Raw genomic sequence first — 16,802 nt, 5'->3', positions numbered from 1 at the left:
GCCACCAGGTTCTCCGGACTCGTTGCGGTGGTCTTGAGGTCGCCGACGGCTTGCCGGCCGCCTGCCGGCTGCTTGCCGGAAGCCGGCCGCTTGCCGGTGTCGCTGTGCGGCGGCCGCCTCCTGCACAGGCCTCCCCTGCTCGGAGGGTTGTCCGCACGGGAAGGGCGAGGCCTCTTACCACGTCCGTGCACCGTGTTCGAATAGGTGTACTAGTCAACCCGATAGGCATCGATCGACGGTCTCTCACCTGTGGAACAGCCGGCGAATCGTCATCGGGCATGACATGGATGGCGGGCATGACATGGATGAGCAGGACCGGCATGGGGACAAACGGGGGGGTGGCAAGGACGGTGTTGATCGATCAGGACGGTGCGTCCTCTCTGGACCTGCCCGAACTCCTGGCAGTCGCCCGCGTGCTGGTGGAGGAGGTGGCGGCACGGGCCACTGACCCTGGCCTGCTGGGGTACCTCGACCGCTTCGCTGACGAGCCAGAGGTGGATCGGTCGGCGCAGTGGGGCCTCTATGCCCATGTTGCCGATGAGGCACCCGGCGAGGATGTCCACGGCGCCGACGAGGCACCCGGCGAGACGGCGACCGATTCCGGTACTGACATCCATCAGGGCCAGGCAACGGCGGCGTCCTTGCCGACCGTCCTGGCTCAGGTGGAGGAACTGTCCCGGTGGCTCGATTCAGCTCGGACCGGATTGGCGGGGCATACGGATCGGGTCTTCGACCTCCACGCCACCCGGCGTGAGGTGTTGGGGATACCGGAGGGCAAGACCGCGTACCGCAATGGCGCGGACTATCTCCGGCAGACCTTGCGGATCCACCGAGTCGAGGCGAAGAAGAGAGTGGCGCGGGCACAGTGCGTGCTGGCCAGCCACGACCCGACCAGCTTGCAACCCGATGCCGTGGTCGCTCCGGAAATGCCGGAGCTGGCTCGGGCCGTGGCGGAGGCAACCATGGATTCGGCCTCGGTGGATACCGTGGCGGCGACCCTGGCTGAGGCTGTCCGGGATGCTGGGCTGGCCGGTGCCGATCCAGACGTCGTCCACGGCCTGGTCGCGGAAGGGGAGCGGATCCTCGTCGGACATGCCTGCCAGTCGGATCCTGAAACCGTGAAGAAGGTCTGCTCGCACTGGCGCCAGCGCTTTGATGCGTTGGTCAATCCGGATGGTCTGGAACCGACGGACGCCCAGTCCAGCGCAGCTCAAGGGTTGTTCTACCAGGGTAGGGGCCAGGCCAACCTGCATCGGTGGCTGCTGATGGCTACGGATCTCCAGCATGAGGTCCTGCAGACCATCGCCGCCGATGCCACCAATCCTCGCAAAGACCCGCGCAAGGGCGAGGGCACGGGTACAGAAACCGACTCCGGTGCGTTGACAGGGTACGAGGATGGCACGTCGACTCAAAGAGCGGCTGACCCGGGAACTGCCGCCGCTGCGGAACCCTGGACCGGCCAGGTCCTGGAGATGGAGGCTCTGGACCCACGCAGTCTGGCGCAGAAACGGCTCGATGGTCTGGTGAGCGCCCTGACCGGCGCCATGGCCCTCACTTCGACGCATACACAGTGGTCGAGGGACGGTGCAGAGGGCACCGTGGGCACCGACTGGTCGGACCCTGGCGGTGGGTCACGGCCCCAGGTGCTGGTGACGATCGACTACCAGACCCTGGCCGGACAGTTCCGGGAGCATCAAGCCACCGTTCCGCCGGAAGCCACCGGTCACCTACTCTCCCAGGCTGCCTATACCGGGCCGGTGAGTCCGGCCATGATCCGGCAGCTGGCCTGTGACAGTGACCTGATCCCGATCGTGCTCGGCGGCAAGGGAGAGGTGCTGGACGTGGGGCGGTCCCAACGGCTCTTCACGCGCAAGCTCAGACGGGCGATCACGGCCCGAGACGGCGGCTGCGCGGCACCGGACTGTTCCATCTATGCCCCGTGGTGCGAAGCGCACCACATCCAGCACTGGGAACACGGCGGTCCCACCAGTGTGGACAACGGAGTCCTGCTCTGCTCGCATCACCACCATGCCGTGCATGCCGGAGCCTGGGAGATCGAGGTTGTCGACGGGATTCCGTGGTTCATTCCGGCTCCCTATCACGACCCCACCCAGACGCCGCGTCGCAATCACTATTGGCGGACGGGCTCCAGTAACTCCACCACCACGAATGGTCAGAAACTTCCGGACGAAGGCGGCGAAGGCGGCGAAGGCGAAAGCGATGGTGAAAGGGATGGCGAAGCCGACCAGCAGGGTGCGGCGTGATCCGGTTCGATGCGGTGGGGTGGCCAGCGGCACCCTTAGCCGTAGACGGTCTGGCCGTCGTCGGACTCCTTGGAGAGTTCACGGGCCAGGTACAGGCCCTCGAGGGCCAGCTCGATGGCGCCGGCCCGATGCCCGAGGGCTTGCCCGGCAGCAGCGTCCGGTCTCTGATCTTCGGCGGGGTGTCCGGCTGTGAGGTCTCCTGCTGCGAGTACGCCTGCGGTGAGGCCTCCTCCGGCGTCCGTCTGCAGGGTGGAATCTCGGGTAGCCATGGCGCTCAGCCGTTGGACGATCTCGTCGTACAAGGTTGGGTCCTCGAGTTCGGGCAGATCCGCCAGGAACTCGGCCGCGGTCACGCGTTCGCCGGTGGTGGTGCGGTGCCCATCGAAGGCGTCGACCAGCGGTGCGAAGTCGAGGCCGGCAAAATGTTCGCGTACGGTCTGGGCGGTCGCGGTCCGCAACAGGTGTTCGAGGATCTCGTCTTCCCGGCCCTCCTCACCCGACTCGAATTCGATCTTGCCACCGAGCACTTCCGCAGCGGATTCCAGGTCCACGAGGCGTGCCACCGGTTCGTCGCCTCGAACGGTCGCCCTATGGCGGGCTGCGGCGGCGACGGTCTCGGCACCGGCAATGGCAAAGCGGGCCGAGACTCCCGAGGACTGGTTGACTGCGCTCGAGGAACGCAACGCTCGAGTGAACCTGGCCAAGATCTCCAGGACGACGTCCGGGACCTCCGCGGTCAGTCGTGCCTCCTGCCGGATCACCGCGATCTCGTGGGCCAGCTCAAGGGGGTAGTGAGTGCGGATCTCTGCTCCGAAGCGGTCCTTGAGCGGAGTGATGATGCGGCCACGGTTGGTGTAGTCCTCCGGGTTGGCGGAGGCGACCACCAGTACATCCAGGGGCAGGCGCAGCACGTAACCCCGGATCTGGATGTCCCGTTCCTCCATGACGTTCAAGAGGGCCACCTGAATCCGCTCGGCCAAGTCTGGCAACTCGTTGAGGGCGACGATCCCACGATTGGACCGGGGGACCAGCCCATAGTGGATCGTCTCCGGGTCGCCCAGGCGGCGGCCTTCGGCCACTCGCATCGGGTCCACGTCACCGATCAGATCGGCCACGGAGGTGTCCGGCGTAGAGAGTTTCTCCACATACCGCTCGGAACGGTGCCGCCACGCCACGGGCAAGCGGCCGCCGTCGCGCGCGGCCCGGGCCCGGCTCTCAGAGGTGAGGGGCTCATAGGGGTGCTCGTTGAGTTCGGACCCGGAGATCACCGGCGACCATTCGTCGAGCAATCCGCTCAGGGTCCGCAGCAGCCGGGTCTTGCCCTGGCCTCGTTCACCCAGCAGAACAACGTCATGCCCGGCGATCAGGGCTCGCTCCAGCTGGGGAATGACCGTGCGGTCGAAGCCATGCAGTCCGGGCCACGGGTTCCGACCGGCGGCCAGGGCTGCCAGGAGGTTGGCGCGGATCTCCTCCCGCAAGGACCGCAGTTCGTGGCCGGCGGCGCGCAATTCGGCGAGGGTGCCGATGGAGGGCGGGGCCGTCTCAGGCGAGGTCGCCGATGGCGAAAAGGTCGTGGGCGGCGTGGGATCAGGAACAGTGGCCATGATGCTCACGCTATCGGCGGCAGCCCAGCGCGTACAGAGACCCGGATCGTCCACAGGCCCACATCAAGGCCCACATCAAAGGAGGGCCTGAATCGCGCCAGGAACCGCATCGGAGCAGCCCGGACCCGCTTCGGACCAGCCCGGACCCGCTTCGGACCAGCCCGGACGCACTGCGGACCAGCCCGGACCCACTGGGGACCAAGCCCCATGGTGAACACGTGGGCGGATGGTGTCCACGCCGTGACTGTTCCAGGTCGCCCGCCTAAGCTGGCCGTGATGCCACGAGACGAGACGCCGTCACCCCCGCCAACGCAGTCATCCCCACCAACGCAGTCATCCCCACCACAGGCCCCGACCACCCTGATCCTGCTGGTTCGGCACGGTCAGACGCCGACCACTGGGACGGTGCTGCCAGGTCGTGCGCCCGGCTTGCATCTCTCAGAAGCCGGGGTCGAGCAGGCCGGCCGGGTCGCCGAGCGGCTCGCGGTGCTGCCGCTTGACGCCATCTATGCCTCACCCCTGGAGCGAACCCTCGAAACGGCGCGCCCGACGTCGGCTCGTACCGGGGTGCCCGTTCTTGAGGACGGCGGGTTGTTGGAAGGGGACTTCGGCGACTGGACAGGAGCCCAGCTCGCCGACCTGTACCGCAAGCCCGAATGGAAGACCGTTCAGCAACGCCCCTCGGCGTTCAGGTTCCCGGCGGGGGAGAGCTTCGTGGAGATCAGGGACCGGATGACGGCCACCCTGGAGCGTCTACGGCACTCCCATGATGGTGGGACAGTCGTGTGCTTCTCCCACGCGGACCCCATTCGAGTGGCCGTTTCCGATGCCATGGGCACGCCTCTGGACCGATTCCAGCGGTTGAGTATCGGCCCCTGCTCTGTCTCCGCGCTGTCCTACCAAGACGGACGAGATCCTGTGGTGCTCACCGTCAACTCGACGCAGGACACCCTGGCTCAACTCAGGGCGTCGTAGGCGTCCGGGCGGGGGAGGCAACGAGTCATGGACGAGATCGGCGGATGGGATGGACAGCGTGACGCACGATGCGTTGAACGAGACATCGATCTGCTCGAACGGGGCTCAATCCGGCTCCTGGGCCAATTGGCCCACAGCAGTAATGAGACATTTCTCGTCGAGGTCGTCAACGACGCCGACGAGCCTGGTTCGTCACCCGCAACGCAGCGGTGTTGGGCGATCTACAAGCCGGAGTGGGGCGAAAGGCCCCTGAGGGACTTTCCGCCCGGATTGTATCGCCGGGAGCGCGCCGCCTTCCTGCTCAGCGAGTCGCTGGGGTGGGGTGTGGTTCCGCCGACCGTCATCCGGGAGGAAGGTCCCTACGGCGTCGGTTCATTGCAGCTGTTCGTCGACCATGACCCGGCCGAGCACTACTTCACACTGGTCGACGGCGATCCCGCCCACCTCTCCGAGCTGCGACGCTTGGCCGTCTTCGACCTCGTGGCCAACAACACCGACCGGAAGGCCGGGCATGTCCTGCACGGCACTGACGGTCGTCTGTGGGGAATCGACCACGGGCTCTGTTTTGCCGCACCGTTCAAGTTGCGCACGGTGATCTGGGATTTCGCCGGGGAACGGATCGACGCCGGCCTCTTGGCCGACGTCGCCCCGCTCGCCGATGAGGTGCCTGCGGCACTGGCCGAACACCTCACGTGGTTTGAGGCAGCGGCACTCCAGCAACGGGTGGAGCACCTGCTTCAGGAGCAGGTGCTCCCGGTGGATCCCACCGGCATGAGGTTCCCGTGGCCGCTGGTGTGAACCGAGCCCCGTGGCGGGGTGAAGCGGACTAGAGCTTCACTTCGACGTCGGCTCCCTCGCGGAGTTCCTCCATCTTCTGGGTCAGGGCCTCATTCTCCTTCTGGGACTTGACCTGCTCTTGCAGCTGAGGCTTGAGCTCCTCGAAGGACGGGGTCTCAGGCTGCGCGCTTTCGCCGCCCTCGGCAGGGGCGCTCGCGCCTCCCTGGGCCTCGGATTGGGCTGCGATCGAGGAGTCGTAGAGCTCCTTGAGTTCTTCGTCAGAGGGGTCCGGGATGTCCATCTCCGCGATGGACTTGTCCAGCATCAGCTGCTTCTGGGCGTCAGCGCGGACCTGATCCTCGGGATAGCCCTGCTCCTCGAACGTAGCCATCAGCTCGTCCACTGAGGCCAATTCACTGGACTTCGCGGTCTCCTCCAGGAAGGCGTTGACGTCTTCCTCGTTGGCCGAGTGGCCTTGCTCCGCTGCGTCCTGAACCAACAACTCCGTGCCCACCAGGGACTCGGCCAGCTGCTTCTTCATCTCGTCCTGGTTCATCTCCTGGCCGGACATCTGCGACTGCATGGCCATCTGCTGGAACTGTGCCTGATAGGCTGCGGTGAATTCCTCCCCGGTGATCTCCTCGCCGTTGACCGTGGCCACGACGTCCGGGACATTCTCGACGTCCGGTTCCGGCATGGACGGCTGGGCATCTTCGGGAGCCGCCTGGGCACCTTCTGAGGCGGGCTGAGAGGCCCCAGCGCTGGCGCCCTGGCTGCTGTCAGCCTCGGCGGAGCCCTCGGCGTCGCCGCCGCCGCCACACGCGGCGAGACCGAACAGGGAACCGACCAGGGCGACGCTGGTCAGGAGCTTCTTGCTCGTGCTGAATCGTGCACTGGATCGCGTGTTGAGTGGCACAGCGAATACCGTCCTTTCGATGGTGGCTTAGGCAACGTAGCAAGCGAGCCTGGGTAACGCGGTCAGGCAGTGACCAGTCAATGTTCAGGTGAGCTGCCTGCATGACTGGCTGTACGCCTGGATGCACGACTGGCTGCACGACCGGCTGCCCGACTGGCTGCAGGACAATGAGACCCTCCCTCCGGCGCCGCGTTCAGCGGCGCAGAACCTTTCAGCGGCACAGAAGCTCTTGACGGGTCCATCGGAGCTCACTAATGTACAACCACATGGTTGTACATAGAGCAGCCGACGTCACGTCTGGCCCTGAGGTTTCCTGGCGGCAACTGGACGAGGACGAGGTGGACCGAATCTTCCAAGCCCTCGCCGACTCCACCCGCAGGGACATCCTGAGCCGGACCCTCACGGAGCCGCTGTCCGTCTCCGTGCTGGCCGATGACTACGACATGTCGTTCGCGGCCGTCCAGAAGCACGTTTCCGTCCTCGAATCGGCGGGTCTCGTGAAGAAGAACAAGAAGGGCCGCGAGCGGCTCGTCAGTGGGGATCCGGACACCGTCCGCAGGGCCCAACAGCTGCTGGACCGCTATGAACAGCTGTGGCGCCAACGGATCGGGCGCCTCGACGCCCTACTGTCGGACGAGCCTGGCCCGGAGCCCGAAAGCCCCATCCGAAAGGCATGACCATGCCCGTCACCAACGTTTCCAAAGACCCCCAGGCCATGACGATGACCATTGTGGCCGACTTTCCCGTCCCCGTGCGCCGGCTCTGGGACGCCTACGCCGATCCTCGCCAGCTCGAGAAATTCTGGGGACCCGTGGGCTGGCCGGCCACCTTCACCCGGCACGACATGTATCCGGGCGGCGCATCGCAGTACTACATGACCGGTCCGGAGGGCGAGAGCTCGGCCGCCTGGTTCGAGTTCATCGCCGTCGCCGAGGGGCGGTCCTTTGAGGTCCTGGACGGCTTCAGCAAGGAAGACGGAAGCCGGGACCTCGGATCACCCGTCATGCGCATGGTGTTCGCCTTCGAGGAGACCGCTGAGGGCTCTCGGTTGGTGCACACCACCCACTTCAACTCCGCAGCGGACCTGGAGCAGATCCTCGAGATGGGCATGGAAGAGGGCACGCTCTCGGCCATGAGCCAGATCGATGCCGTGGTGGCGGATCTGCAGTCCTTCGCTGCCGGCCAAGCCGTGAAGACCCAGCTGATCGGGGACCATCAGGCCCGGCTGAGCCGAGTCATCCGCGGCACCGTCGACGAGGTGTGGAAGGCCCATCATGACCCTGAGTTGCTTCGCAGGTGGCAACTCGGACCGGAGGGCTGGACCATGCCGGTGTGCGAGGTCGGCACAGCGGTGGGGGAGACCTATCGCTACGAATGGGAGCGCGAGGGTGGCGAGGACCGCTTCGGATTCACCGGCACGGTCCTCGAGATCGAGGCACCGCACCGATCGGTCACCACCGAGGCCATGATCGGCCAGGAGGAGACCACCACGACCAATGAGCTGACGCTCACACCGGTCGACGGCGGCACCCTCCTGTCCCTCCTCGTCACCTATCCGGACGAGGCGCTACGGGAAACCATCCTCGCTACCGGCATGGCAGATGGGATGGAGACCAGCTACGCGCGGTTGGAATCGGAGGTGTTGTCCGGCTGAGACATGTTGTCCGGCTGAGCGGCGCCGTCCTGACTGGGTTCTCCCGCCGTGCCGGCCGCCTGGCGGACGCGCCGCCCGGTGTGCGGCCCGACGCGCTGGTGGATCTCCCGTTGCCTTTCGCGGCTGAGGGAGGACCACCATGTGTTGGCCGAGACGGGGCCGGAGTCCACGGCGTCGTCGTCGCTCTCCAAGCCGAAGCGGTCGGAGATGTCTGCCAGGAACGCCATCCGGCGAATGGCCTCGGTCCGCTGGACATTGACGTGCAACGCCTTGAAGACGGCGATGCACATCAGGACCATGAGGATCGTGAATGGCAGGCCGATGGTGATGGCCAGTGTCTGGATGGCGGACAGTCCGCCGGCCAGCAGCAGGGCTGCGGCCATCACCGCGGTGGCCACGGCGAACATCACACGGATGCGGTTCGGGGGTTCGGGGTTGCCGCCCGTGGCGATCATGGCCATCACGAGTGAGCCGGAGTCGGAGGACGTGACGAAGAAGATCGCCGAGAGCAGGATCGCGCCGACCACCAGGACGGCACCGCCCGGTAGCTGTTCCAGGACCTGGAAGAGCGCCGAATTCACATCCACGGAGCCGTCGGAGCCCACCACCGAGGTGTACCAGTCGGGCCGGGTGTTCTCGTAGAAGATGGCGGTGCCGCCCAGGACTCCGAACCAGACCACGGAGATCAGGGTGGGCACCAGGATGACACCCAGCAGGTACTCACGGACCGTGCGGCCGCGGGAGATGCGCGCAATGAAGACACCGACGAACGGGGTCCAGGACATCCACCAGGCCCAGTAGAACGTGGACCAGCTGGCCTGCCAGGCATCGCCCTCGGCGCCGTAGAAGGCGGAGGAGTTGAGGGAGTTGCCGATGAAGTTCTGCAGGTAGTGGCCGAAGGTCTGGACCATCTCCTTGGCCAGGTACTGGGTCGGCCCCACGATGAGCAGGAACAGCACCAGGCCGGCGGCGATGATCATGTTGGTGTTGGACAGCCACTTCATCCCGCGGTTCACGCCGGACACCACGGACCAGATGACGAAGCCGGTGACGACGGCGATCATGGCGTACTCGACCCAGAGGTCGCTTTCGCCGACGACACCCATGGACCGCAGGCCCGCCGCCATCTGGGTGACGCCCAGTCCGAGTGAGGTGGCCACGCCGAAGACGGTGCCGATCAGGGCGAAGCTGTCGATAGTATGGCCCCACCCGCCTCGGGTCGCCTTCTCACCGATGAGGGGCTCGACAGCCCAGCGCATGGACAGTGGCCGTCCGCGCCGGTGGATGGCGTGCGCGATGGCGAGCCCGACGACGGCGTAGATGGCCCAGGGCTGCAGGCCCCAGTGCAGGTAGGTCAGAGCGAGGGCGTCCTCGGCCATGGCGCCCGTGGAGGGGTCGGTGGCCTCCAGACCGGGCCGGGGCGTGGCGAAGTGGATGAGGGGCTCGGTCATGCCATAGAACACCAGGCCGATGCCCATGCCGGCCGCGAAGAGCAGGGACAACCAGGACAGGGTCGAGAACTCGGGTTCGTGCTCGGGCCGGCCGAGCTTGATGTTGCCCTTGCGGGAGAACCCGAGGTAGATGCAGAAGGCCACGAAACCGAAGGCCAGGATCAGGTACCACCAGCTGAAGTTGCTGATGACGGTCTGCTGGACGGCAGAGATCCCGGATTCCATGGCTTCGGGGAAGGCAATCGTCACACCGACGAACAGCACGATGATGATCAGCGTGGGCCACAGAACCCACGGGATGAGCCGCGTGCTGTACTGATTCTCGGTGCCGGCGTCGCTGTCCTTCGGCCGTTTCTCGGTCGTTGTCTCGGTCGTGTTCTCGCTCGTGCCCGGCGGATTTCCGCCGGTGGATTCCAGTGATGACATGGTCTCCACCCTAAACCGGCCGGAAATGTGGAGCCTATTGAAGGGTCCACGGGGCTAGGCTCGGACCGTGTCCGACCTTCCCGCAAGCACCCTGCACACCACCCGCATCGGCGATGCCGAGACCGCCCGGGACAGCATCGTCTTCCTGCACGGACTGTTCGGCCGCGGCAAGAACTTCGCCCGGATCGCCAAAGACCTGGCACCGGAGTACCTCAGCCTGCTGGTGGACCTGCCCAACCACGGCGAGTCCGAATGGACCGACGTGGTCGACTACCGGCAGATGGCCGATTCAGTGGCCGAAACGCTGAGGGCCGGCGTCGCCGCGGACGGGCCCGTGGCCGTCGTCGGGCATTCCTTGGGCGGCAAGGTGGCCATGGTGCTGGCACTGCGGCACCCGGACCTGGTCTCCCGGCTCATCGTCGTGGATATCGCACCCACGCAGGCCGGGGGCGCGGAGGGCGAGTTCTCACACCTGCTGGACAGCCTGGCCGCCGTGGACCTGAGCGCCATCGAACGCCGGTCCGACGCCGACGAGGCGCTGAAGGACCCCATCCCCTGGGACACCACCCGGCTTTTCCTGCTGCAGAACCTGCGCAGCGGGCCGGACGGCTACACGTGGGAGCCGAACCTGGAGCTGCTGCGGACCAGCCTGGACACCATCGGCGGTTTCCCGGACACCGGCGGGGCCGCCTTTGAGCGCCCCGTGCTGTGGGTGGCCGGCGGCCGCTCGGACTACATCCGCGATGAGTACGCCGCCACCATGCGGGCCCTGTTCCCCAAGACCCACAAGGTCACGATCCGCGAGGCGGGCCACTGGGTACATTCGCAGGCACCGGAGAAGTTCGTCGAGGTCCTTCGCGGCTTCCTGGAACACAGCTGAGAATCACGGTGAACACTCGACGCCGGCCCTGGCCGCCGTCCGCGCGTCGACCTGCACCGCCACGTCCACCTGCACTGCCTCGTGAACCTGCACCGCCTCGTGAACCTCAGCCGGCGGCAACCTCCGGATTGAGCGGGGCCTGTGCCGCCTGCCGGTGTTCAGTCACTCCGGACTGCAGGGCGAACAATCCATAGGCCACCGGGCCGGCGGCCATGATCTCCGCGCCGTGATCACCCAGCCGGGGCCAGGTGCGCCCACCGCGGCGGACATACTCATCCAGCGTGGCGGCGAACACCTCCGGGGGCACCACGGCGTGGTGGATCGCGAAGTCCTTGGCCGGATCGCCCACGGACGCCGTCGTCCAATCCAGCACCGCGGTGATCTCCTCGTCCACCACGAGGGTGTGGGCCGGGTACACCTCGCCGTGGGTCACGACCGAGAATGCCGGCCAGAAACTGTCCTCCGCCAGCCAGGCAGACCAGCGGTCCTGGAGTGCGGGGGACACCTCGAACTCGGCACCCACCCGCGCGATGTCCTGCGCCCACTGGGTCCTCACCTCATCCGGATTGAGGACCTCGACGCCGGCCGCGGCGGCTTCGGCGGGATCGATCGCATGCAGTTCGGCCAGGAACGCCCCGAGGGACCGGGCATACCGCTCGGAGGAGACGTCGAGGTGCCAGACGGGGGCGCCGTCACGGTCCAGGGTGAGCCCGGGTTCTCCGGGCAGGGCCGGATAGGCGATGAGGTCGGTGGCCTGGACGCGCCACTGGGGTACGGCCACGGACAGCTGCGGTCCGATCAGGTCCAGGACCCGGGATTCGACCGCGGCTCGCTTCAGGGCATCTGGGCGGCGCGGGATTCGGAGGACCCAGCGTTCCCCGGCGGCCTCGTTCGGACTGGTGGCGCTGGAGGACGCTGTGGTGGCCAGGGCCACGCGGAAGTCGAGGCCCATCTCGTTGATGGACAGCGTGGACGGGTCGAGATCGAAGCCGTGGGTCGCCGCGAGGTCCAACAGTGATGTGGTCAGGTCAGGACTGCGCATCCCTCCACCGTGGCATCCCCGGCCCGTCCTGTCACGGCCCGAGGCGAGTGGGGCGGAAGCGGAAAGGAAGAGAGGGGAGAAAGGGGAGAAAGGGGAGAAAGGGGAGAAAGGGGAGAGAGGAAGACGAGATGTCTACGCCGGGTGCATGCCGGCGATCCGGTCGAGCTCCACGGAGGTCGCCTGGTAGGCCAGTTCGGCCCGCTCCGCGGTGTGCTCGAGTGACATCAGCGCCTTGAGGCCGTGGACCTTGGGCTTGCCACCGGTGGGCAGCACGTAGACGGTGACCCCCTCGGGGACGTGCTCCAGGGCGTGGGTGAAGCTGTGCCGGCGGGTGATGTCCACGTAGACGTTGAGCGTCTCCACCATGGAGGTGGGGACCGTCATCTGCTTGTCGAGCTGGCCGGCCTGGAGTACATAGATCGTCGTGGCCCCGCGACGGACGGCCTGACCCAGGGGCACTGAGGCGACCAGTCCGCCGTCGAAGTAGTGCTCATGATCGATCACGGCGGGCGGCAGGAGGCCCGGTACCGTGGCCGAGGCGACGACGGCGGGCACCAGCGGTCCAGTGTCGAAGGAGCGCTCCGCCGCCCGCTCGATCGAGGTGGCCACCGTGACGAAGGGCAGGTCGAGGTCCTCGATCTGGGTGCGGGGCGGGAAGTGCATGGAGATCAGGTCGACGAGGGGCTTGGCGGACAGCGTGTAGGTGCGGCCGCGGATCACCCGGCCGGCCTGGCGGCTCCACGACTGGCCGAAGACGGCCCGGGCCTCGTCCGTCTGCCACATCTGGAGCATCTCGTGTGCCACGTCCGGGTGCGGGTCGCGGGCCACAACGGCGCCGTTGATGGCACCGACGGAGGTGCCGACGATCAGGTCCGGGGTGATGCCACGCTCGAACAGGGCCCTCAACTGACCCACGTGCACGGCACCGCGGACGCCTCCGCCCGCGAAGACGAATGCGGTTCCTGAGGATGTCGCTCTCACACCTCGACTGTATTCCGGTCATCTGGACGGTCCAAGGCCCCGGTTTCGTGCCCTGGGTCTCGTTGAGCTGTCCGCCTGGATGCGCAGGATCGGAGGCGCGGCCCTCGCCACGAGAGAACATGCTGGTGTCATAGCCTGAACATCCTGTCACAGCCTGAACCACCCTGAATGGGGCGCGACACCGCCCGAGAACGACACCGCCCTGAGAACTAGGAGCACCCCATGAGTACCTCCCTTGCGACGTATATCTCCCTGCCCGGGCAGACCGCCGAGGCGTTCGAGCACTGGCATGAGGTGTTCGGCGGCAGACTGAACCTGTTGCGCTATGGCGATGTGCCCATGGAGGGCATGCCCTTCGAGCCAGACCCGCAGGCGGTGGCCCACGTGACCCTGTCCCTGCCGGGCGGCGAGCTTGCCGGCGGTGATGCCACGGACAGCAAGGACTACCCGATCAGGGACACCGCGTACTCACTGCTCTACACGGTGGAGAGCCCGGAAGCCGCCCGGGACCTGATCGGCAAGCTGATCTCCGGCGGCGGGTCAGAGAACATGCCCTTCGAGAACGCCCCCTGGGGCGGCTGGTACGGCCAGGCCTTCGACCGCTTCGGCGTGATGTGGGCCTTCTCCGTAGACGCCGGCGAATCCGGCGAATCCGGCGAAGCGGCCGGCTAGGCCGGGGGCTCGGACTCCGGGTCTTGACCCGGACCCGGGCCCGGGCCCTGCGCCGCAGGACGGCGGCTCGGACGGTGACCGGCCACAGCGGCCCGGAGGGACCCCTCCTCGTGGCCGGCACCCTCCACGGCATCGGGCGACTTGCCGATCGGCAGCAACCGGAGCAGGGGATGCAAGACGGTCATGACGGCCAGGCCCCAGATCAACCCGATCACGGCCGAGCACAGCGTGTTCACCAGCCAGCCGAGGAACCCGCCCACAGCGGGCAGCGCGGCAGCGGGGGCCTCGAGGGCATGGACCAGGTCGTAGGGGGCATGCAGCCCCAGCTCCGCCGACTGCTGAAGCAGGATATGCCCGCCGACCCACAGCATCGCGATGGTCCCGATGAACGTGATGGCGGCCAGGACCCGCGGCATGGCCTTGACCAGCATCTCGCCGAACCGCCGGGTTCCGGTGCCCTCTTTCTGCGCGAGGTGCAGGCCGACGTCGTCCATCTTGACGATCAGCGCGACGGCGCCGTACACGAGCACGGTGATCGCCATCGCCACCACGACGAGGATGAGGGCGCGGAACCAGATGCTCTCGTCGGCGACCTCGTTCATGGAGATGACCATGATCTCGCAGGACAGGATGAAATCGGTGGTGATGGCCCCCTTGATCACCTTGTCCTCGGCCTCGGGACCCTTCTCCGTGGCCGGGGCCTGCTTCTCGGCATGGTGGCCGCGGAGCTTGTGCCAGACCTTCTCGGCGCCCTCGTAGCAGAGGTAGGTGCCGCCCAGGATGAGGATCCACGGGATGAGCCAGGGGATGAACGCGCTGATCAGCAGGAGCGCCGGCAGGATGATCAGGAGCTTGTTCCGCAGCGAGCCCCAGAAGATCCGCTTGATCATCGGCAGCTCGCGGGACGGGTCGGCCCCGGTCATGTACTGCGGGGTGACGGCCGCGTCGTCTATCACCACGCCCACGGCCTTGGTGCCGGCCTTCGCGGCCCCGGCGGCGATGTCGTCCACCGAGGCCGCCGCGATGCGGGCCAGGGCGGCGACGTCGTCCAGGAGGGCGACCAGGCCGCCGCTCACCGGTTGCCCCGTGACTGAACGCGCCGTGCTGATCGCACTGCGGAGTTGTCCGGTCGCGTGGGGTGCGCCGGGGGCACCGGGGCTACCGAGGCGGGCAGGGTCTCGCGGTCATCTCGCGTGATCGGCATGCTCAGAGCATACGACGACGGCGGCGCGCCGGCCCATGACGGGGCCGGCGGCTCTCCGGTCAACCCGAACGCTCACACATCCCGGCGGATGAGTTCGTCCAGGGCGACGGGGGAGAGCAGGTACGGGGCGACCTCCAGCACGGTGAACGCTCCGGTCTTCCCCTCGGCCTTGAGTCGGGCGGCGGCCCGGCCATAGGCGACCTGGGAGGCGGCGGTGAAGTCCGGATTGGACCCCAGTTTGAGGGCGAACTCGACCGAGCTGCATGAACCGCCCAGATCGCCGGAGGTGACCACGTGGCCGCCGTGGGGCATGCCCTGGTGGTCGCGCTCGAAGACCTCGTCGGAGATGAAGTGCACGGTGGTGTCATAGGGGGCGAAGTAGTCCGGCATGGTGGTGATCGCCTCGCGGATGTCGGCGTGGTCGGCCTCATCGGCCACCACATAGCACTCGCGGACGTGCGCGGAGGTGGCGCTGATCTCGGCGCCGCGGCCGGCCTTGGCCTCCACGATCGCATCCTCGTTGGGGATCGTGTACTGGACGCCCCGCCGCACCCCGGGCACCCGGCGAACAGCATCGGAGTGGCCCTGGGAGAGGCCCTTGCCCCAGAACGTGTTCTGCTGGGCGTCGGGGAAGAGAGCGGAGGCCAGGGTGCGGTTCAGGGAGAACAGGCCGGGATCCCATCCGGTGGAGATCATGGCGACGTGCCCGCCCTCACGGGCCGCGGCATCCATCGTGGCGTAGTGCTCCGGGATCAGCTGGTGGTTGTCATAGGTGTCCACCGTGGTGAAGTGCCGGGCGTAGCCGGCGGCCTGCTCCGGGATGTCGGTGGCGCTGCCCAGGCACAGGAACAGCACGTCGATGTCCTGCGCATGATCGGCTGCCGAGGCGGCCGGGAACACCGGGGTGTCCGTGTCCAGCTCGGAACGTCGGGAGAAGATCCCCACCAGGTCCATGTCCGGCTGGGCACGGATCAGCTTCTCTACGCTCTTGCCGAGGTTTCCGTATCCGACGATGGCGGTCCGGAGGGTCAGGGGGGAGCTCGACATGGGTGGGAGCCTCTTTCTGTTCAGGTCTGTTCTGGTGTGTTCAAGTGTGTTCAGGTCCGGTGGCGTCTGCCCGGAGTGACAGGGAATAGCCGCGTCGGACCAGGAGTTCAACCTTGGTAGAATCATCACACGGCGTCACGGGACCACCGGTCCCCATCGATCCGCATCCGGCCAGCCTCGGTTTTCCCTGGGCCTGCCGGTCGATCGGTCCAGGACGCCGAGCATCCGCTTCCATGGACGCGAAACCGGTCGAGGACTTCCCATGGACACATCTTGGAGGTTTCTTCGTCATGCCCGGGACCGCGCCCCACCCCACCAGCGAGCCCGCCCCCGACTCCACTGTCGACTCAGCCAGCGACTCCATCGGAGAGCCTACGTCAGACGCCGCCCAACGTGAGGTGCCGTTGGCCCCCGGCGGCCGCCGGGCCCTGATCGGTCGCCGGGTCTTCCCGACGCCGGCCGTTCGCCGCGTCGTCTACGCCGTCATCTTCGAGGCGCTCGCCATCGGCTTCACCACGGTCATCCTCGCGCTGATGGGCAACCCGGCCGGCGCCAGCGCCGCCGTCGGGGTGTTGTCCTCGGTGGTGGCCCTGATCTGGAACATGGTGTTCAACACGCTGTTCGAGCGCTGGGAGCGGCGTTCGGGCCACACCGGCCGGCCCCTGCGGATCCGCCTGCTGCACACGCTGCTGTTCGAGCTCGGCCTGGTGATCGTCCTGGTGCCTGCCGTCGCGGTGCTGCTGCAGGTCGGCCTGTGGGAGGCCTTCCTCTACGAGGCGGCGCTGATCGTCTTCTTCCTCATCTACAACGCGGTGTACGCCTGGCTCTTCGACCGCGTATTCGGGCTGCCTGACTCCGCCCAGTAGCGGTCAGCCGGCAGCATTCACACCGCCGGCAGCAATCACACCG

The 16,802-nt window shown here is 67.1% G+C and carries 15 protein-coding genes; 8 read left to right on the top strand and 7 right to left on the bottom strand.

Features of this window, described 5'->3' with window-relative positions; genetic code table 11:
* Positions 1–320: 320 nt before the first annotated feature.
* Positions 321–2,264 carry an HNH endonuclease signature motif containing protein gene (locus C8E99_RS07025; RefSeq protein WP_147301190.1) on the top strand — a complete coding sequence of 648 codons (1,944 nt, stop codon included), beginning with the start codon at positions 321–323 and terminating at the stop codon, positions 2,262–2,264.
* A gap of 35 nt (positions 2,265–2,299) precedes the next feature.
* On the opposite strand, the gene C8E99_RS07020 is transcribed toward C8E99_RS07025, so the two are convergent.
* Positions 2,300–3,868: a sigma 54-interacting transcriptional regulator gene (locus C8E99_RS07020; RefSeq protein WP_170144546.1), complete on the bottom strand. Its 1,569-nt coding sequence runs from the start codon at positions 3,866–3,868 to the stop codon at positions 2,300–2,302.
* A gap of 276 nt (positions 3,869–4,144) precedes the next feature.
* Here C8E99_RS07020 and C8E99_RS07010 point away from each other — a divergent pair, with 276 nt between their 5' ends.
* A complete protein-coding gene (locus C8E99_RS07010) occupies positions 4,145–4,843 on the top strand; it encodes a histidine phosphatase family protein (RefSeq protein ID WP_115931682.1) in 699 nt (232 codons plus the stop codon).
* Between the two features lie 27 nt (positions 4,844–4,870).
* On the top strand, positions 4,871–5,641 hold the full coding sequence (locus C8E99_RS07005; protein WP_115931681.1) for an SCO1664 family protein: 771 nt from the start codon (positions 4,871–4,873) through the stop codon (positions 5,639–5,641).
* Positions 5,642–5,669: 28 nt separating this feature from the next.
* Here the strand turns inward: C8E99_RS07005 and C8E99_RS07000 are convergent, their stop codons facing one another.
* A complete protein-coding gene (locus C8E99_RS07000; protein ID WP_115931680.1) occupies positions 5,670–6,536 on the bottom strand; it encodes a SurA N-terminal domain-containing protein in 867 nt (288 codons plus the stop codon).
* A gap of 266 nt (positions 6,537–6,802) precedes the next feature.
* On the opposite strand from C8E99_RS07000, the gene C8E99_RS06995 reads away from it, so the two are divergent.
* Positions 6,803–7,213, top strand: a complete 411-nt coding sequence (locus C8E99_RS06995; protein ID WP_115933297.1) for an ArsR/SmtB family transcription factor — start codon at positions 6,803–6,805, stop codon at positions 7,211–7,213.
* Positions 7,214–7,215: 2 nt separating this feature from the next.
* Positions 7,216–8,190, top strand: coding sequence for an SRPBCC family protein (locus C8E99_RS06990; protein ID WP_115933296.1), 975 nt, complete (start codon positions 7,216–7,218; stop codon positions 8,188–8,190).
* Here C8E99_RS06990 and C8E99_RS06985 read toward each other — a convergent pair.
* Positions 8,154–10,067 (bottom strand): BCCT family transporter, encoded by a 1,914-nt coding sequence (locus C8E99_RS06985; protein WP_115931679.1) that lies wholly within the window; start codon positions 10,065–10,067, stop codon positions 8,154–8,156. The two genes, C8E99_RS06990 and C8E99_RS06985, sit on opposite strands and share 37 nt — an antisense overlap.
* A gap of 67 nt (positions 10,068–10,134) precedes the next feature.
* Here C8E99_RS06985 and C8E99_RS06980 point away from each other — a divergent pair, with 67 nt between their 5' ends.
* Positions 10,135–10,947 (top strand): alpha/beta fold hydrolase, encoded by an 813-nt coding sequence (locus tag C8E99_RS06980; RefSeq protein WP_115931678.1) that lies wholly within the window; start codon positions 10,135–10,137, stop codon positions 10,945–10,947.
* A 106-nt stretch (positions 10,948–11,053) separates the two neighbouring features.
* Here C8E99_RS06980 and C8E99_RS06975 read toward each other — a convergent pair whose 3' ends face one another.
* Positions 11,054–11,989, bottom strand: coding sequence for a macrolide 2'-phosphotransferase (locus C8E99_RS06975; protein WP_115931677.1), 936 nt, complete (start codon positions 11,987–11,989; stop codon positions 11,054–11,056).
* A 132-nt stretch (positions 11,990–12,121) separates the two neighbouring features.
* On the bottom strand, positions 12,122–12,970 hold the full coding sequence (locus C8E99_RS06965; RefSeq protein ID WP_115931675.1) for a patatin-like phospholipase family protein: 849 nt from the start codon (positions 12,968–12,970) through the stop codon (positions 12,122–12,124).
* 222 nt (positions 12,971–13,192) lie between these two features.
* Here C8E99_RS06965 and C8E99_RS06960 point away from each other — a divergent pair, with 222 nt between their 5' ends.
* On the top strand, positions 13,193–13,642 hold the full coding sequence (locus C8E99_RS06960; RefSeq protein WP_115931674.1) for a VOC family protein: 450 nt from the start codon (positions 13,193–13,195) through the stop codon (positions 13,640–13,642).
* On the opposite strand, the gene C8E99_RS06955 is transcribed toward C8E99_RS06960, so the two are convergent.
* Positions 13,639–14,718 carry a DUF808 domain-containing protein gene (locus tag C8E99_RS06955; protein ID WP_115931673.1) on the bottom strand — a complete coding sequence of 360 codons (1,080 nt, stop codon included), beginning with the start codon at positions 14,716–14,718 and terminating at the stop codon, positions 13,639–13,641. The genes C8E99_RS06960 and C8E99_RS06955 overlap by 4 nt on opposite strands.
* 200 nt (positions 14,719–14,918) lie before the next feature.
* A complete protein-coding gene (locus C8E99_RS06950) occupies positions 14,919–15,893 on the bottom strand; it encodes a diaminopimelate dehydrogenase (RefSeq protein WP_170144545.1) in 975 nt (324 codons plus the stop codon).
* Between the two features lie 233 nt (positions 15,894–16,126).
* Here C8E99_RS06950 and C8E99_RS06945 point away from each other — a divergent pair, with 233 nt between their 5' ends.
* Positions 16,127–16,759: a PACE efflux transporter gene (locus tag C8E99_RS06945; protein ID WP_245952141.1), complete on the top strand. Its 633-nt coding sequence runs from the start codon at positions 16,127–16,129 to the stop codon at positions 16,757–16,759.
* Positions 16,760–16,802: the final 43 nt, after the last annotated feature.

It is taken from the genome of Citricoccus muralis (genome assembly GCF_003386075.1).
GTDB classification, from domain to species: Bacteria; Actinomycetota; Actinomycetes; order Actinomycetales; family Micrococcaceae; genus Citricoccus; species Citricoccus muralis.
Note: the sequence above shows the minus strand (reverse complement) of the source record. Positions and strands in the feature narration are given on the sequence as shown.